The sequence below is a fragment of the Nocardia concava NBRC 100430 genome (assembly GCF_000308815.1).
GTDB lineage: Bacteria > Actinomycetota > Actinomycetes > Mycobacteriales > Mycobacteriaceae > Nocardia > Nocardia concava.
Genome location: NZ_BAFX01000199.1, coordinates 1 through 18,302, shown reverse-complemented (window position 1 = coordinate 18,302; position 18,302 = coordinate 1). Strand labels below are relative to the sequence as shown.

The following is an 18,302-nucleotide window of genomic DNA, read 5'->3' as shown; positions in this document are numbered from 1 at the left end:
GGAGGTGTCGCGGATGAACACACCTGAGATGCCCGCAGCCGAACGGGCGACGCAAATGTACGAGGCACTGGAGCTGCTCTACGCCCGGGAAACCGCGCGCAGCGCCTTTCCCCAGTGCGAGGAGATGACGGCCTCCGATGCCGAGGACCTCACCGACGACCTCGATCTCGCCGTGGAAATCGACGCCGCCGAAGCGGGATTGATGAAGTTCCTCCTGGACCATCAATCCGAGCTCGACGAGGACCCGCGGTGGGGATACGTGTACTGCAGCTACGCGGTGCTCGTCGGCCACCCACCCGAGGTGCTGGCCTGCCGAACACTCGCCGACTGCTTCGACGCCACCCGCGAACACCTTCAAACGCACCCGACCCCGCCGACCGAAACCGCATTGCACGTCGAAATCCAATTCGTGGCAACGCAATCGACGATCCTGCGGGTCTGCGGCACATCCAGCCTGGTGGACCACGCACTGCACCAGAGCCAGTACGAGCATCTCGCCGCGGTAGCGACCCTCATAGCCCGCAATCTCCTTCAACAGCGAGAAGCCGACGATTCGACCGCGCCAACAGCGCCCCCTCGCGATCGTGGTCGCTTACCGACCACATGCGATCCTGTCATTCCCGTGATCGTCCGCTGGGCTCTCGCCGAGGCGACCCGCACCAATGAACCGAATCCGTGGGACCTTCAGGTCGGTATGGCGGGCATGCACGTGGGCGGAATCCGGCACCTCATGCGGTTCCCCCATCTCCTCGAAACCGCAGACCAATGCAGGTACTCGACTGCACGGCACAACCTGGCCGCGATCGAAGAACTCGTCACCACCCACGTCCACCGGCACCAGCGCGCCGAAACGCGGACCGACGCCACCGAACTCACCTCCGGCGCATCGAATGCGTCCGAGATCCGCCGACTGATCAGCAGCGCACAGGACCCGACAGGCGCGCCGCACCTAGGACTCCCTCCCACGCCGCAAGATCCCGGCGTACCAGAGGGCCCGGACCTGTCATCCGATCCGGGCATCGAGATCTGAGCAGCAGTCATTCGGACACGCCCACTCCGGCCGCCCACGCCAGTTCATCCGCGCGCTCCGGCCACCCAGCAGAAGGGAGCCGACCAATGCCCACTCCGCACTCCGAATCCTCCGCCCACACGACTGCCAAGCGGCTCTGGGACGAGCTGGTCAGCGTTTACAACCAGGCGATCGACCGTCACGTCGAGCCGACCGACGGGGGATGGTCGGTCCGTTACGTCTCCCGAGTGCACGAAAGCCCCGAACTGGCCGACGCGGTCTTCGAGGCCGATCGGCGGATGTCGAAGTTCCTGTTGCAGCATCGCGACGAGCTGTCGACCTACTCCCGGTGGAAGGGCCAATACACCACCCTCGACGAACCGAAATACACAGTGCAAGCCAGCCATCCGGCGACGACGATCGAATGCTGCACTCTCCCCGACGCATTGGCTGCAGCCACAGCCCATCTCGAATCCGATGACCTCACCGCACAGCCAGGTCAACGGGTGATGGTCGAAATCTACGACTACGACGGCGATACAGCACGCTTCAGCGCCTACAACGCGGCCTCGGCAGTGATCGAAGAACTCCGGGCCCGCGCTGACGAGCAACTCGCTGCTACAGCATTAGTGCTGGCCCGCACCGAATCTCGACGAGGCCGGGCACAGCCCGGTTCCGGCATCGTCAGCATCGACTTGCAAGTTGACCCCCGCGCCGCGACGACGATGATCATCGCCCAGTGGGCGGTGGCCGAAGTACGGCGCTCCGACACCACGGTCGCCAACGAATACGACCATGCGCTGGAGGATTCGGGGCTCGACCTGTCGCTAGTACGCGAGCTCGCTGCCGATCCGCTGGGCAACTCGCTGGCCGATGTGCCCCACTCGCCGAGCGTAAACAACCGGTATGCCGTGCTCGAACAGATCATCACCGGCGAAGCTCCACCGACATCCGCCGCGACGCCGGCCACCCACCACGAAACGTCGGCCGCGAGAATCCAGCGGTTGATCGCCGAGGCGCGCCTGTCCACCGACGGTCTCGGCACTGAACCTGCGCCCGGAACTCGGCTTCCGCAGTCGGACACCGGCGCCGACACCATCGCCGCACCAGAGCTAGAGCTATGACCGCGACTGGGGTGCAGTGCCCGGACGGAGCTGCGTGATGACGACATCGGATCCCAGCGAAACTGCCGAGGAGCTGTTGGAAGCCATCTTCCGGCTCTACGACGCCGTCGTCATGCCAGACGGCGAATGGCCCGGGCACATTCCCACGCGTGCGGAGATATTCCAAAAGGCCACGAGCATCGGACTTTCCGCCGAAATGCGCAAGGCCGAACGAAGGCTCGGCGACTTCCTCGAACAGCACGCCGACGAGCTCGCCGAAAACCCGAAGTGGTCCGATCACTACAACAAGTACTCGCTGCACCTCAACGACCCCACCGACACGATCAGATGCTCCTGCCTCGCTGACGCTTTCACATACGCCGCAGAGCATCTGGCTGCCACTACGGAAACCGGGGCTCCTGACCGCCGACTGCGAGTCGAGATGTACCGGCTGGGTACGAACGAGCCCTTCCTCAAGATCTCGAACACCCACGCCGCCGCGATCATGCAGCTTCGCTCTGCCGCAGGCGAATTCCTCGCCGCGACCGCCCTCGTCTTGTGCCGACGCCGAATACAGCCGGACACGACTGCTGAGGCGTCGCGCGTGGAGTCCCCCGCTGCGAGTGTCACCGATCTCCGAGAACTGATGCGCCACAATCCCACGGAGACGCTGGCCGTCCAGTGGGCGATTGCCGAATGCACCGGAAAGAACCCGAACCCCTGGAGCCTTGCGATGCGAGCCGCCGGAGCCGATCTCGGCGCGGTGCATCTGCTCGCCAGGCTGCCGGGGCTGATCGATATCGCCCGAACCCCACGCCATCCCGACGCCCGCACGCAACGCAGCGTCCTCCAACAGCTGGTCACCCAACTCGCCCAGGGGCGCACGCTCGATAAAGACCGATCGGTAGTCGCCTACCGCGGCACCCACTCCGAACTGGATCAGGCCGCACAGATCCAGCATCTGATCCACCAGGCACAGACCTCGGCTCCTGACACCGCCGCGCAGGAACCCTGCGGCCCCAATGAGCTTCCGCCTCCAGAGGAGGCAGCACCCGACCTGACAGCCGGGCCGGAGGCCGACCTGTAGAGCCCGGTGTCGGTCGTTCACGCGATCACCGCGACAACCGAGCATCCCATTGTCTCACCGCCAAAGGAGGTGGCAGCTATGAACACACCGGAATCCCCGGCCGCCGCTAGGGCCAGCGAACTGAAGAAGACCCTCTTTCGCCTCTACGACAAGGAACAAGCCGCCGGCGACGGCATCAACGCCCTGCCCGATATCGCCGACCTGATGGTTCAGATCTTCGAGGCCGAGAACCAGCTGATCGACCACCTCGGAACGCACACAGACGAATTGATCGACCACCCGGCCTGGCAGGCGTACTACAACAAGTTCGCCGTGCAGCTAAGCCACCCGATGACCGCGATCGCCTGCTACACCATCGCCGACGCGTTCACCCTCGCCGCCGACCACGTCGCCGCCCGCCACAAGGCAGTCCCGCTCGATCACCCGATGCTGGTCGAAATCCATCAAGCCGGTGAGGACCGATCGATTTACCAGTTCCTCGACTCCCCGGACAGGGCAGCCCAGCACGTGCGCAGAGGCGCGGACGAGTACCTCGCTGCGACCACGCTGCACAAGATGCGCGACCACGTCGACCGATCCAAACAATCTGGACAGGAACATGATTCGCGCCCAGCCAGGGTCGATTCTGATCGGCTTCGGGAGATAGTCGATCGCAGGCCCGCCGAAGCGTTGATCGCACGATGGGCGGTAGCCGAGGTCGGCACTCCAGACCTCGCTGTCCGCAATCCGTGGGATGCCGATATGGAGAAGGCAGGCTTGTGCCTAGGCGCGATCCGGCACCTGAGCGAAATCGACGGACTCCTCGAAATTGACAGGGAGCCACGGCATCCCGCCGCCAGGGAACGCACTCAGCTCGTCGATCAACTCATCACCCACTATCTCGACCACGCGGCGGAAACACGCCAGAGCACGGCATCAGTGGATAGCGAGATCGCCACGCGGGTCGAGCAGTCGACGGGCATCCAGCACCTGATCAACACCGCCCACCCGGCCGGGTCGACGACAGCCGCCGAAAGCACTGCGTCCCAGGACATCCCGGAGTCGGATATCTCCTCACCTACCGCCGAGCCGGAGGCGGAGCTGTGATCGGCATCCACGCAACGACCTCCCGAGACGCGGCAGACACGGAATCGATTGCCGCCCGCGACCAGATGGCAGCGAGGCCAAGATGACGACACCCGGGTCCCAGCCCTCGGCGCAGGACCATGCCAGCGACCTGGAACAAACCCTGTTCGACCTGTACAAGCGGGCTGGCCACCCGACATACATCTGGACGGAGACCGGATTCCGGTGGATCCCCGTCGATCAGAGCGACCAGACCGCACGCCTCTCGCACGCGCTCCGTTCCGCTGAAATGCGGTTCGAAGCATTTCTGCGCACGCATCGCATCGAACTGTCGGTCGAACCGCGCTGGCAGGGCTACTACGACGCCCTCGCCGAGCGCCCCTACTACGCCCAAGTCGCCCCGGGCACGGGATTTTCCTGCCACACCCTGTCCGACGCCTACGCGCAGATACTCGCCTGCCTGCGCGACCTGCCGCCGAACCCGCGCACGGAAATCGAACTACACGACGCACGACTGCCGGAGCCCACTCTCCTGCTGGCCGTGCGCAGCACCCACGACGAGGTCGTACGGCACGTCCGCCGAGAGGCAATGTCGCACGAGACGGCCAAGGCTCTGGTCATCTCGCGGAGCGTGGACCACCACAGCAGACTCCCGGGTCGTATTCCCGCCGTACTCGCGCTTGCCAGACACGATCGGGAGGAGTTCTACGACCTGGTCGAGATTCTCGATTGGGCCAGGGCCGAAGCCGCCGCACCCGAACCGACGCTGCCAGGGCCGCGCCTGGATGACGGACTCGTCTTGTGGGACGACGAGATCCGGGCACGAGCCAGCCATCTCGACATCGAGCGAGGGTTGTCCAACCGACCGATGCTTCCCCAAGCGCGACGTTTCGACGCCGCCTTACGTGAATGGCTCACCGGCAGTGCCGATTACACACCATCGGCCGATTCGCCCGCACCGAAGACCGACGCAGATCCGAACGCAGCAGCCGATATCCGCACCCTGATCGACATCGCGCATCCGTCCAAAGTCACAGCCGTCGATGAACCACAGCTGCAGGCAGATCTTCCGGCATCGGAGCTGCGCAGCGAAGCGACAGCGGAGCCGGAGGTGGAGATGTAGACACCCGCTCCCAACCCTGATCCTCGCGCACACAACCGCTGCTGTCGCGACAGCAGCTCACCCAAACCCCTTGGAGAGATGACAAACGATTGAGGAGGTCGAGAACCATGAACGACAACGGTCACGACACCGATCCTCTGTGGTATCAAGCCATTTCGGCCGTCACGCAATACTCAAGCAACCTTCGCCGGTTCACCGAACACGGCCAGCTCTACGGCTGGGCGGTCATGCACGGACTCGACGGCCCCGACCTGTGGCCGAAGGTCAAATACGAGATGCGCCGCCAGCTGGGCATCGACTTCGACCAGATTCGCGCCGCCACCCACGCCGCGCGCCGCGCCGCTATCGCCCACGCCGACACCGGACCGGCGCTGCGGCTGTGGGCCGCCGCCGATCACGCCCAGCAGAGCTTCGCCGTCTGCGGACCGCACGGGGTCGTCTGGTACGACAATCTCAGCCTCGACGACTGGTGGTACCGCGGCGACCAGCCCACCGCTGAGCTGTCGGCCGCACACCGGGCGATCTGGCTGGCAGGACGTGCACGCACCCTGGCCCGCTTCGGCGCCGCCCGTCTGACACTGCACCTGTCCTCGCCTGAGATCCCCGCGCGTGCACTGGCGGGCAGTATCGAACGCGCTCGCCTGGCAGTGACGGTCGAAATCGTCGACGCCGCTACCAATCACGCCGTCGAGTGGTGCCGCAAACCTGGTCGCCGGGTCAGCACGGAACTCGCCGATTTCGTCGATGACATCGAACCGCGGGACACACCTGCGGTTTCGGCAGCGCTTCAGACCGATGATGGGGAGGCGGTGTAGTCATGAACGAGCATGACGAGATCGATCAGGCTCGCCGCGAATTCGGCAGTCTGGCAGGCAAGCTCAAGGACACCGCGGTCGCTGCAGGTCACTGGAATCAGACCCGCGTGCACAATGCTGAGCGCGCCCGCGAGCAGGCCGAGCGCATCCACGACCGTGCCCAGCAACGCGCCGAACGGGCATTGCGGATGGCCGAACGCGCGCAACGCATCGTGCGCACGCACTGGAAGCAGATCGACCGCACCGCCGACGCCGACCTCGCCGTCGAACTCGAGACCGCGCGGGCCATGCGCGTCGAGCAAGAACAGCTCGTGGCCCAATGGGCGTGGGCACAGGCTCACGCCGACGAGAATCCGCAAGCAGCAGCCGAATTCGACGACCGCATTCGCCGGGAGATCGGCATCGACCCGGATCTGCTGCGCAACCCCATCGCCAACGAACCCACCCAGCCGTTCACCCCGATCCGCACGATCTCGCCCACTGGTGAATCCGCCGATCCCGCCGACTGCGTCACCACCGCACCCGGCGACACCGACGCGACGACCCTCGACGAAGCTGCGCTGATCCAGGGCTTGATCGATGCCGCCCACCCCGACCACAACACATCCGAACCGGCCACACCCTCGCCGGTGAAGGAGACCGAGGCGACCGGCACCGGGCTTGAGCAGCACGTGATTTCCACAGACCTGGAGTCCGATCTGGGCGGGGGTGAGGCTGTGTGACGCCGCGCCCGTCCCAGCACGGCGCGACCGATGATTCGGTGCTGGCGTTGATCGTGCTGCTCGTCGCGATCACCGCAGCCGTGATCGCGCGTGAATGCTGGGTGCTGGGTGACCGCTGGGCAGGGATCGACCAGCCTGTTCCCGGAAATCCGATCGCCGCCGCCGGTGAACTCGTCGCCGCCGGTCTACGGTGGCCGGTCCAGGCCACAGTCCTGGCGGTGCCTGCCGAGCTGCTGTTCGCCGCCTCAGTCGGTGCGCTCACTCGGTGGTACACCCCCTGGACGCGAACACCGCGCGCACGCCTGGACGCCCAGGCACGGTTGATGACCGCACCGCGCCACCTCGGCGAAGTCACCGGTGCCGCCGCCATCGAACGAGCACAGCGCCTGCGCCCCGGCACCGTGCCGCGACGCGCTATCGATATCGGAATCATCCTCGGGCGCACCGTGATCGGCGACAAGCCGGTGTACATGGGGTGGGAGGACGTCGGGGTGTGTTTCGCCGGGCCTCGCACCGGCAAGACGGCCGCCTTGGCGATCCCGGCCCTGTGTGCGGCGCCCGCCGCGGCGATCGCCACCTCCAACAAGCGCGATCTGCGCGACCACACCCGCGGCGTGCGCGAAAAGGTCGGCTACATATGGGAATCCGATCTTCAAGGCATCACCGGCCACCCGCACCAGGACTGGTGGTGGAATCCCCTGGCCTACGTCGGCGGCCTCGGCGACGCCCGCACGCTCGCAGGTCGGTTTGCTTCGGCTGCCCGCGAGGACAACGCGCGCCTGGACGCCTACTTCTCCGGCGGCTCCGAAGAACTCCTCGCCCTGTACCTGTGGGCCGCTGCCGCCGGGCACGGCGACCTGGTCCACACCCTCGCCTGGCTCGCCGATCCCGACGACTCCACTGCCCACCGGCAACTCGTCGGCGCAGGCGATCTGTTCGCCGCCACCAAACTCGCCACCGCACAAGCACTCAACCCCCGCCAGCGCGACGGCCTCTACGACATGGCCCGCCGCAACCTGGATGTCCTGAACGACCCCACCGCCGCCGCGACCGTCGTCCCGCCTGTCCGGACGCTGATCGACGGCGATACGACCGATCTCGCGGACTGGTCCGCGCCTGCGAATCAGCCTCTGCCCCAATTCGATCCGGTCGCGTTCGTGCACTCCACCGACACGCTCTATGCGCTGTCGATGGAAGGCCCGGCCTCGGCCACCGGACTGACCACCGCGCTCGTCGGCTGCATCGTCGACCAAGCGCTCACCGTCGCCCGCGCCAGCACCGGAGGACGGCTACCCGACCCGCTACTAGCGATCCTGGACGAGGCCGCCAACGTCTGCCGACTGAAGGAACTACCGAAGCTGTACTCCCACTTGGGCTCTCAAGGCGTCGTCGCACTCACCTTCCTGCAATCCCCGGCCCAGGGCGCAGAGGTGTGGACCCCGGAATCGCTCAAACAGCTGGCCGAGCAATCCAATGTGCACTATTACGGTGGCGGCGTCCGCGACCGCACCTATCTCGCTGACCTGTCAGCGCTGGCCGATGACTACGACGTCTCCCGCTGGTCGCGCTCGCGCGGGCACGGCGGAACCTCGACCTCGCAATCGTGGTCGCGCGAACCGATCCTGTCCATCGCGGCACTCGCCGCACTGCCCAAAGACCGTGCAGTGGTGTGGACCTCCGGCAATCCACCGGTCCTGTTGAAGAAGACCTATTGGGACACCACCGAATACGCCGATGCGATCCGCGACTCACTGTGCCGATACGGGCCCGACGCCGATCCGTTCGCCAAGGACGGTGCGCGATGACCGGCCCGGGAAAGCCTGGCGACGGTGAGCGACCCGCACCGCTGTTCCGCAACGTCGGTGTCTGGGTCGAATCCTGGCTCGCCCCCGCACTTGCCGGGAAACTCACCACCTCCGGCGCCAGCGGCGGGCGGGTGTGGTGCCCGCAATGGTGGCGACACCCCGAAGTCGCGGTCCGCCTCACCGCGCTGTGGCAAGCCTGGGAAGCCGCCCGCGCCAACGGATCCGCCGACGCGATGAGCGCCTGGTGGATCCACCACGCCGACCCCCACCTGCGCGTGCTCTGCGACGGCGACTCCGGCCCAATGTACCGCTGCGGCAGCACCCGCCACCACGACCTCCCCGCCTTCCCGACCACCCCGGTACCGCCGGGCTGGTTCGACGATCTGGCCGCATAACCGAACACCCGTCCCTACCCGGAAGGCCACGCGCCATGACCTGACTTCGCCAGCACACGGAAGGAGTCGAAAATGAAATCCAATAGCAAGAATATCGGCGAGGGACAGTCCGCGCTGTTCGACTCCGTGCCACCATCGCAGCAAGCGATCGATGAGGAGGAAACCCATGTCTCAGCAGATACGCGCGATCGTCGAAACGACCTGGCGCGTACACATCGGCCTGCCGCCGGAGTGGACGAACGAACAGATCGAGCGGTTCCTGAGCGCGGAAACCGCGACGATCGACACCGAGATCCAACGGCGGATCGCGGCATACAAGCCGCAGGCGCTAGCCCGATGGCGGGCGCAGACGGGGCTGGAGCCGGACTACCTGACCACGGTCGGACTGATCAACAACCTGCGCAACCAGGTGACCGAAGCGGTGCTGACCGAAGCGCTCTACGAGAAGATCCCGGCGGCGCAGGACACTCCGGTCGAGGACGCGCAACCGACGGAAGCGCCGCTCGACTCATCGGCGGAGCGGTGGCGGAATCCGGCGACGCGGACAAACGAGCCGGATCCCGATCTCGACGACCTCGCCGATCGGCTGCTGCCGCACCGGTCGATGCTGATGCGGGTGATGGCCGCGCACCTGGCGCAGGCGATGCGCGAGGACGGCGAACCGCTGCCGGTCGATCCGAGCGATCCACGGTTAGCGTCGTTTATCAACCGGCTGGAGCAGGGCATGCGAGCGGACCGACTCCCGCTCGACGGCCCCGGCGCACGCGCCGTCAGCTAGATCCCAACCAACTTTCCCTCTTCGATACCGGCGGTGCGATCGATGCCGCCAACGCCGATCCCGGCGGCACACCACTGCCCTCCACTGCCGCCGATCTCACCGCCACACCGGCGCGCCCCACCGCAGTCACCACCGAAATCCCTCGGACGCACCGGCTTCCGATCGTTGATGCGGCCTCCGAACCGGCCACCGGAACGGGCAGCGCCGTCACGCTGGTCGACACTGCGGCCGAGACCGATCTCACCGTTGCCGCGCTGACGGCACTGGAGCCTGCCGCATTCGTCGCGTTGGGCCGTGCGGCATACCGAGCCGGGCGCACCGACCCGAACGCACCCATCGACCCGGACCTGGCGACGGCGATAGCTCGCCGCAATGTCGATCCCGACCAAGTTATCGAGCTGATCAACGAATACCTCCGCGGATGGCGCGAAGCCGCGGGCCAAACGGCGACGGCACCGACCGGACACCCCGCCGCGCCGGACGCGGCCGGCGAGAGTGTAGAAGCAGCCCTCGAAACGAGCGCGGCTTCCTCTGCGACCAGTCGACCCGACGCCATCGCGGCGGACACCACCGACATCCCCCGCGAAGAACCGTCGACTGATTCCAAGCCGGAACCCGCCCCAGACGCGCATACCGACAGCGATCTCCCGGCACCGGTGAACTTCTCGCCGGGCACCCAGTTGTGGGTGCCGTCGCAGGAACTCGATCGCGCGCACGCCAACCTGCGCGTCATCGAGACCTTGCGCCGCCTCGATGCCGAGGACCGCTACGCGACACCCGAAGAACAACAGGTGATCGCCGCTTGGTCCGGGTGGGGTGCACTGCCGGGAATCTTCACCGACGACCCGCAATGGGAGGCCGAACACGCGCGTCTATGGCAGCTACTCGACACCGCGGAACTGGCACACGCCCGCGCAGGCACCCTCAACGCCCACTACACCGATCCCGCTGTATCCCAAGCGCTCTGGGACGCCATAGCACGTGCCGGATTCTCCGGCGGGCGCGTGCTCGAACCCGGCTGCGGCGCCGGTGTTTTCATCGGCCAAGCCCCTACGGAGGCGCTGATGGTCGGCGTCGAATGCGACCCGATCACCGCCCGCGCGGCAGCGGCACTATACCCCTCAGCACAGATTCGCTGCGAAGGATTCGAAGACACACGCGTGCAGGCGGGCGCGTTCACCCTCGCGATCGGCAACGTGCCCTGCGGGAAGGAGCGCCTCTACGACCCGATCCACAACGCCGCGAACTTCTCCATCCACAACCACTTCCTCGTCAAATCCCTCGACCTGGTCGGAGTCGGCGGCTACGTCGCCGTCCTGACCTCACATTTCACCAGCGAGACCCGCGACGCCACCGCCCGAGAACACATGGCCGCGCGGGCGGATCTGATCGGAGCATTGCGGTTGCCCGCCAAGGCATTCCAGCGCGTCGCAGGCACCGGGGTGGTGCAGGATCTGCTGATCTGGCGCGTCCGGGAACCCGGCCGCGAACCCACCGCCGACACCCGCCTGTATCTGCAATCCGGGATGACCACCGTCCGCGACGAGCACGGATACCGCCGCGAAGCCGAACTCAACAAGTACTTCCTCGCCCACCCCGACCACATCCTCGGCGAATTGTGCTGGCGGCAACGCCAATACAGCCGCGACGCCCTCGACGTGGAAGGCCCCGACGGCGAAGAACTCGCCCTCCTGGTGACCGGGCGACTGACCCGCATCATCGACAACGCCCTCGACGCCGGACTGGAGCTGACCGCGACCCCCGCCTCCACCATCATCGCCAGCCCAGACGCGTTCGGCACCGGCCTGGTCACACCTGTCGAAGAAGGCACCGAGGTCGCGGTAGACACCTTGCGCTGGAACAAAAAGCTCGGGCGGATCGAGGTGTTCACCGGCACAGAGTGGGCCGAAGCCGCGGTCCGCGGCAAACGTCGCATCGCAGAATGGCGGGAGCTACTCGGATTACGTGATGTCGCAGCCACTCTCGTACAAGCCCAACTCGAAGGCCGCGACCACGCCGAACGATCCGCGCTGCGCGGTGAGCTGAACCGCCGCTACGACCGCTATCTCGAAACCTACGGATTCATCAACCGGTTCACCTGGATCGAACCGCCCCAGGTCACCGAGAAACGCCACCGCGAACGCGTCAACGCCGCGATCACCACCTGGCGTATCGAGCAGGGCGAACACGGAAAGCCCTTTGCCGGGCCGGTTCCCGACGAGGTGCTCGCGCACTTCACCGAGCAGGCATGGGAGCCCGAACGCGAGCCGTTCCGCAAGCAGGCGCATCTGGAAGGCGTCCTGCGCAACGACCCGACCATCGCGCTGGTGTTCGCGCTCGAGGTCTTCGACGAGGACACCGGCCGCGCCAGCAAGGGGCCGCTGTTCACCTCTGACGTGATCGCCACTGCGGCACAACCGATCACCCACGCCACCAGCATCGAGGACGCGGTCGCGGTGAGCCTGGACGAAACCGGCGTCATCGACCTCCCACGCATCGCCCGCCTGCTCGCAGTCGCCGAGGAGAACGCTGCCCAGCAACTGGTGGACACCGGGTTGGCGTTCCGGTCGATCTCTGACCCCGACACCTGGATCAGTGCCGCGTCCTACTTGTCGGGCAACGTCTTCAAAAAGCTCACCGCGGCGACCGCCCGCGTGGATACCGATCCGCGCTACCGCGCCAATGTCGAAGCGCTGACCGCGGTTCTGCCTGCGCGGCGCACAGATGTCGATATCCGGCTCGGTGCGGTTTGGGTGCCGCCGGAGGAGTATGCGCGGTTCATCCGCGAAACCTTCAGCGTCCCCGCCGGGCATCAGGTGCTCGTCGAGCGCGTCGCCGGGGAATGGGTGATCGACGTCCCCGAATACGACGACTGGCAAGCCGATGTCGAGAAATGGGGCTTGGCTCCGAAGATCTATTCGAACCAGGACGGCGGCTACAACTTCGAGGACTCGCAAGCCGACGAGTTGGGTGTCGCCTATTGCGGTGTCGCAGGCAAGCGTTTCGACCACATCGACATCCTGACCGCGCTGTGCAACTCCAAGCCGATCCAGATCAACAAGTCCAAGGAGTTCCTCGCCGCCACCGGCGGTGACAAGCTGCACACCCGCGCCACCCGCGCCGCCCAAGCCAAGGCCCGCCGGTTGGCGACGGAGTTCGAAATGTGGGCGCTGCAAGGCGATCCCGCTCGCCGGGAACGGTTGATCGACCGCTACAACGAGCTGTTCAACACCATCGTCGCCCCCGAGTTCGACGGCTCGCATCTGCGCCTGCTCGGTCTCGGGGTGTTGTACGCGCCGTACCCGTATCAGCGGAATGCGGTGGCGCGCATCATCTCCGAACCCACCGTGCTGCTCGATCACGTCGTCGGGGCGGGCAAGACCGGCACCATGATCATGGCCGCGATGGAGCTGCGCCGCCTCGGCCTGGCGCGGCAGCCGTGGATCGTCGTCCCCAACCATCTGATCGCGCAGATGGCGCGTGAGGCCGCCCAGTGGTATCCGGGCGCGAAGATCCTGGCCGGGACCGCGGGCACCGACCGCGAATCCCGCCAGCGCTTGATCGCCCAATCCGCCGCCCAGGACTGGGATGTGGTGATCGTGCCGATGAGCTCGTTCAAGCTCATGCCCGTCTCGGCGCAGACCCGCACGGCCTACTACCAGGAACAGATCGACGAACTCACCGAGGCCCTCGGCGTCCTGTCTGGCAAGAAGGCCGTCAAAATCCTGGAGCTCCGGCTCAAGACCGCGACCAACCAACTCAAGAAGCTGCTCGCCGAAATTCGTTCCGACACCGGACTCGGCTTCGAAGCCTCCGGCTGCGACTACCTGTTCGTCGACGAAGCCCACTCCTTCAAGAACCTGCTGCGCGTGTCGAACATCGACGAACTCGCTTGCGCCCCAGGCAGCCAACAAGCACAAGACCTGCTGCTGAAGCTGGAGTACCTGCGCGGCAAACGGCGCCGCGAAGCCGCCGCCGCGGGCATTCCCGAGGACGCATACATCGAACGCGTCGCGACCTTCGCCACCGGCACCCCGCTGTCGAATTCGCTGTCGGAACTGTGGGTGATGAACCGCTACCTGCGCCCGGACCTGTTGCGCGATGCGAGAGTCGAGCACCTCGACTCGTGGGGCGGCGCGTTCACCGCCACCCGAGAAACCATCGAACTCAATTCCTCGGGCTCGCGCTTTCAGCCCAAGACCCGCGTCGCCGAGTTCGTCAATGTCGGCGATCTCATCGCGATGACGAGCGCCTTCACCGATTCGGTCAGCCGTGACCAGATCCCGGCCACCCTGCCGGAGCTGCGTGGCGGAGAACGCACCGTCGTCTCCTTCGAGCCACCGCAGGAGGTCGCCGATTTCATCACCGACCTCGGGCACCGCGCCGACACCTTCGATCCCCGCCGCCCCGACATTGACAACCCGCTCAAGGTCGCCACCGACGGCCGCAACGCCACCCTTGACCCCCGATGCGCGCACCTGCGCATCCCCGACCTCAGCGAGCCCGGGCAGCTGCGTTCCACGGTGGTCACCGAACGTATCCTCGCAACCTGGGCGGTAACCAAGGACAACGTCTACCTCGACCCGGAAACCGATGAGCCGTCCCCGATCTGCGGCGGCTTGCAGATCGTGTTCTGCGACCGTGCCACCCCCAAGACCGACCACTCCACCTGGAGCATTTACGACGCGATCCGGCACGAACTGATCGCCGGCGGCATTCCCGCCGAGCAGATCGCGTTCATCCACCACTACCCCGGCCCCGCCGCCAAGACCCAGCTGTTCGCCGACTGCCGCTCCGGCAAGATCGCCGTGCTCTTCGGCTCCACCGAGAAGATGGGCACCGGCGCCAACATCCAAACCCGCGCCGTCGCACTGCATCACGTGGACGTGCCATGGCGGCCCGCAGACCTCGAACAGCGGGAAGGTCGGATTATCCGGCAGGGCAACCAGAACGCTGTGGTGGACATCTTCTGCTACGTCGCGGAGAAGACTTTCGACGTCTACATGTGGCAGACCGTCGAACGCAAAGCTCACTTCATCGAGCAATACCGACGTGCCGACCGCACCGCCCGCCGTGTAGCTGACCTCGGCGCCAATGACCTGGCGGAGAACGCCGCCATGATCAAGGCGGTCGCTACCGGCGATCAGCGCTATATCCGGCGCATCGAACTCGACCAGCTCATCGGCGAGCTGCAAACCGAACACGACTCCTACTTCGCGGCCACCCGTAGCCGCGAACGCGAACTCGTTGCCTTGCGGGCCGCGCTCCCCGCCCACGAGAAGGCCGTCTTCGAGCTGGACAACATCGTCGCCCTGCTCGACTGCCAGAACCAGACCGACACCGCGCCACCGGTCATGATCGGTGAGGTCAGCTACGACAAGCGCCCCGAAGCCTCCGCCGCGCTGGTGGCCGCGCTGCGTGATGCCGCTATGCGATTGCGCGCGCGTCCCGCGGACGAAGCCGTCACCATCGGCACGCTCTCGGGCATCGAGATCGAAGTCCGCTACAACGCTGCCGATTCACTGCTCTACGTCAAACCGTTCGGTCTGCCGGTCGTCAAATCCATTGAGCACGAAGCGCTCTACCTCGACAACCTCAAAGCCGCCGCCATGACCCAGGCCGAACACGACACCGCACAGGCACGCCTGGCCTCGGGAATCATGACCCGCGTCGAAAACCTTATCGCCGACCTCCCCAAAGCCCTCGACCACCGCCGCTGGGACCTCGACCGCGACCGAAACCGCCTGACCCAGCTGGAAACCGAACCCGTCCCCGAATTCACCCGCCTACCCGAACTCAAAGCAGCCCACGCCGAACTCGACGCACTCGAACGCGACCTGCGCAACGAAGCCGCCAGCCCCGAAGCCCTCGCCCGCCGCCGCGCCCTCGACGACCGCCTCGCCGCAAAAGGCCGCCGCCGCGGCTGGAGCCTCATGCTCAACGCCACCCCCGCCCTGTGCCGCCACCTCGGCTACGACAACCCCGACCAACTCCGCGCCCTCATGCGCAAACGCGAACAGGACGCACACCTCAGTCACCTCGAACAAGGTGAGCATCGCCATCTCGACCTGGAGTTGGCGACGACCCAACCTTCCACGAACGGTGCCCAAATCGGTGGCCTCATCGCGGCCGCATCTCCGGAGCCCTCCGTGCCGGACATCGCCCACCGAATCCCCGCTCCCCCACCACCAGCACCGGAATCCGGTCCGAACCGTGGCACCTCGATCGAGCTCGAGTGAACCACGGGCCTGGACCCAGATCACAACTGCGACGGCGCATTGTCCGCCGAAACACGAAGGGAGAGAATAGATGTCGAAAACCGGAAGGCTCAACTACCGCCGAGGAACGAAAGGCACGCCGAAAAGCCTGCGCCGAATCCTCTCGGAGTGCATACGCCATGACGAAACGGGCGCCGCTCAGGAACGCGAGCTCGACGCTATCCGCCGTACTGTCCGCAAGCCTCGGACATCTCAGGGCTCGACACGGTGAGGCACTAGCGATCCAGTAGCAACTTTCCCCGCCTTGCGCATTGCGCTGAGATACAGGAGGTTCGAAGTGCCAACAGCAAACACTCCCCGAATAGCAACACTTCAGAACGACAGCGCGGGCGTCCACGATGCCTGACCGCGAACGCATCCACGTCGGGGAGTCTCGCGAGCACCGGGTGCTCGTGGAGAGCGAGCAACGCGACCCTCCGGACCTGCGCAGGTTGAGCCGGGCGGTCATTGCACTGGCCAAAGAATCCAAGAACGCCCAGGAGAGCACGTGAAAGGATCAGGGATCCCCGAGCCCGCAGTCTCATATCTGCGGGTCTCGGACAAGAAGCAGCTGAGCACAGCGATCGATATCGACCCCGATGGCAACTCGATCGCGACTCAGCGCGCCGTTGTTCAGCACCGTTCGGACGCTCTACCGGCGTCGATCGTCAAGGAGTTCGTCGAGCCCGGCGTCTCGGCCAGCACGATCGAGAAGCGGCCGGTGTTCCAGGAGATGATCGCGTACCTCCAAGAGAATCCGCAGATCAAGTACGTCATCGTCTACGCGCGATCCCGAGCGTTCCGCAACTACATCGACGCCGCAGTCACCAAGCGGCAGCTCGACAACATGGGCGTGAAGCTGATCTCCGCACGCGAGGACTTCGGCGAAGGTGTCTACGCCGACATGATGGCCGCCATCACCGACATCTTCAACGACACGCAGAACAAGCTCTCCGGCCAGGACATCAGCATCAAGCTGCTGAACAAGGCAATGAACGGCGGCACCTGCAATCGCGCCAAACTCGGATACGTCAACGCCCGCATCATGTTCGAAGGCCGCCAGGTCAACACCATCAAGATCGATGAAGAGCGTGCACCACTCGTCGTGCAGGCATGGGAGCTCTACGCAACCGGTGACCACGGACTCGACGATCTCGAAGCCGCCATGGCCGACCTCGGATTGACATCCCCGCCGACGAGCCAATACCCCTCCGGCCGACCGGTTTCCGCCTCCACCCTCCACAACATGCTGCGCGACCCCTACTACATCGGATACGTCACCTGGAAAGGCCAGATCTATCCCGGCCGCCACGAACCTCTGATCAGCCACGACCTCTACGAACGCGCACAAGACATCCTTCGACACCGCAGCGCCAACGGAAACCGCGACCGGGTACACAACCACTACCTCAAAGGCGCCCTGCTGTGCACTCGCTGTCGCGACGCGGGATATACCTCCCGCTTCGTGTTCAACCAGACGACCAGCCGCACCGGCAACAAATACCCGTACTTCACCTGCCGACGAAGCAAGGAGGGCTTATGCGACCTCCCCAGCCTCCCAGTCGAATTGGTCGAAGACGCGATCGTAGAGCACTACCACACCCTCCAACTCCCGACAGCCTTCGCGGCCGAGACCCGAAAACTGCTGGAAGAGGTCGTCGCCGACGAGCACAACATCACCCGCGACACGCATGCTCGTCTCAACCGGCAACTGAAGGACCTGGACAAGAAGGAGAACCGGCTGATCGATCTGCTCACCGACGGCTCGATGCCGCAAGCGAAGATCCGGATGAAGCTCATCGAGCTCAAGAACGAGCGCCAGCGACTGCAAGCGGGCCTGGTGAACACCTCCGAGACACTCGCCATCGGTGTCGGTGTGCTCAAACATGCACTCGACCTCATCACCGACCCGTACGTGCTGTACCGCGATGCCAGCCCCGAGGTGCGCCGCCTGCTGAACGAGACGTTCTTCCAACACTTCTACATCGATGACGGGAAAGACTCGTTCGAGCCGCAGGTGGCAGACGAGAAGCGCCCCGTCTTCGCCGACCTCCACCAGGTCGGACGCGCCTGCACCAGCCGCTCGTTCACCAGAAAGCCGAAAGGGGCTCATCCAGACCAGCGAGCGAACGCTGGTTTGAAT

Annotated in this window: 12 protein-coding genes; all 12 read left to right on the top strand. The window is 65.6% G+C overall.

Translation table 11 applies throughout. The features are described from left to right. The first annotated feature begins 13 nt into the window (after positions 1–13). Positions 14–1,030 carry a hypothetical protein gene (locus tag ON43_RS38990; protein ID WP_157514390.1) on the top strand — a complete coding sequence of 339 codons (1,017 nt, stop codon included), beginning with the start codon at positions 14–16 and terminating at the stop codon, positions 1,028–1,030. Positions 1,031–1,116: 86 nt separating this feature from the next. Continuing rightward, a complete protein-coding gene (locus ON43_RS38985; protein WP_040815766.1) occupies positions 1,117–2,133 on the top strand; it encodes a hypothetical protein in 1,017 nt (338 codons plus the stop codon). A 37-nt stretch (positions 2,134–2,170) separates the two neighbouring features. Then, positions 2,171–3,199, top strand: a complete 1,029-nt coding sequence (locus ON43_RS38980; protein ID WP_040815764.1) for a hypothetical protein — start codon at positions 2,171–2,173, stop codon at positions 3,197–3,199. 78 nt (positions 3,200–3,277) lie between these two features. Further along, entirely contained in the window at positions 3,278–4,285 is a 1,008-nt protein-coding gene (locus tag ON43_RS38975) for a hypothetical protein (RefSeq protein ID WP_157514389.1), read from the top strand. An 82-nt stretch (positions 4,286–4,367) separates the two neighbouring features. Then, a complete protein-coding gene (locus tag ON43_RS38970) occupies positions 4,368–5,387 on the top strand; it encodes a hypothetical protein (protein WP_040815762.1) in 1,020 nt (339 codons plus the stop codon). A 107-nt stretch (positions 5,388–5,494) separates the two neighbouring features. Next, entirely contained in the window at positions 5,495–6,202 is a 708-nt protein-coding gene (locus tag ON43_RS38965; RefSeq protein WP_051179979.1) for a hypothetical protein, read from the top strand. A 2-nt stretch (positions 6,203–6,204) separates the two neighbouring features. Next, positions 6,205–6,924 (top strand): hypothetical protein, encoded by a 720-nt coding sequence (locus tag ON43_RS38960; protein ID WP_040815761.1) that lies wholly within the window; start codon positions 6,205–6,207, stop codon positions 6,922–6,924. Further along, a complete protein-coding gene (locus ON43_RS38955; protein ID WP_051179977.1) occupies positions 6,921–8,729 on the top strand; it encodes a type IV secretory system conjugative DNA transfer family protein in 1,809 nt (602 codons plus the stop codon). The genes ON43_RS38960 and ON43_RS38955 overlap by 4 nt, the downstream gene beginning before the upstream one ends. Then, positions 8,726–9,124 carry a DUF4913 domain-containing protein gene (locus tag ON43_RS38950; protein WP_051179975.1) on the top strand — a complete coding sequence of 133 codons (399 nt, stop codon included), beginning with the start codon at positions 8,726–8,728 and terminating at the stop codon, positions 9,122–9,124. The genes ON43_RS38955 and ON43_RS38950 overlap by 4 nt, the downstream gene beginning before the upstream one ends. A gap of 166 nt (positions 9,125–9,290) precedes the next feature. After that, positions 9,291–9,902, top strand: a complete 612-nt coding sequence (locus tag ON43_RS43205; protein WP_051179973.1) for a hypothetical protein — start codon at positions 9,291–9,293, stop codon at positions 9,900–9,902. Positions 9,903–10,189: 287 nt separating this feature from the next. Next, the gene (locus ON43_RS38940) at positions 10,190–16,141 is read left to right on the top strand and encodes a helicase-like domain-containing protein (RefSeq protein ID WP_051179971.1); all 5,952 of its coding nucleotides are present in this window, start codon (positions 10,190–10,192) and stop codon (positions 16,139–16,141) included. Positions 16,142–16,667: 526 nt separating this feature from the next. After that, a partial coding sequence (locus ON43_RS38935) for a recombinase family protein (protein ID WP_051179967.1) occupies positions 16,668–18,302 on the top strand: 1,635 nt, incomplete at its 3' end.

Excerpts from the sequence above, each read along its gene's own strand:
- ON43_RS38990 (WP_157514390.1), top strand. The coding sequence starts at position 14 with ATGAACACACCTGAGATGCCCGCAGCCGAACGGGCGACGCAAATGTAC.
- ON43_RS38985 (WP_040815766.1), top strand. The coding sequence starts at position 1,117 with ATGCCCACTCCGCACTCCGAATCCTCCGCCCACACGACTGCCAAGCGG.
- ON43_RS38980 (WP_040815764.1), top strand. The coding sequence starts at position 2,171 with ATGACGACATCGGATCCCAGCGAAACTGCCGAGGAGCTGTTGGAAGCC.
- ON43_RS38975 (WP_157514389.1), top strand. The coding sequence starts at position 3,278 with ATGAACACACCGGAATCCCCGGCCGCCGCTAGGGCCAGCGAACTGAAG.
- ON43_RS38970 (WP_040815762.1), top strand. The coding sequence starts at position 4,368 with ATGACGACACCCGGGTCCCAGCCCTCGGCGCAGGACCATGCCAGCGAC.
- ON43_RS38965 (WP_051179979.1), top strand. The coding sequence starts at position 5,495 with ATGAACGACAACGGTCACGACACCGATCCTCTGTGGTATCAAGCCATT.
- ON43_RS38960 (WP_040815761.1), top strand. The coding sequence starts at position 6,205 with ATGAACGAGCATGACGAGATCGATCAGGCTCGCCGCGAATTCGGCAGT.
- ON43_RS38950 (WP_051179975.1), top strand. The coding sequence starts at position 8,726 with ATGACCGGCCCGGGAAAGCCTGGCGACGGTGAGCGACCCGCACCGCTG.
- ON43_RS43205 (WP_051179973.1), top strand. The coding sequence starts at position 9,291 with ATGTCTCAGCAGATACGCGCGATCGTCGAAACGACCTGGCGCGTACAC.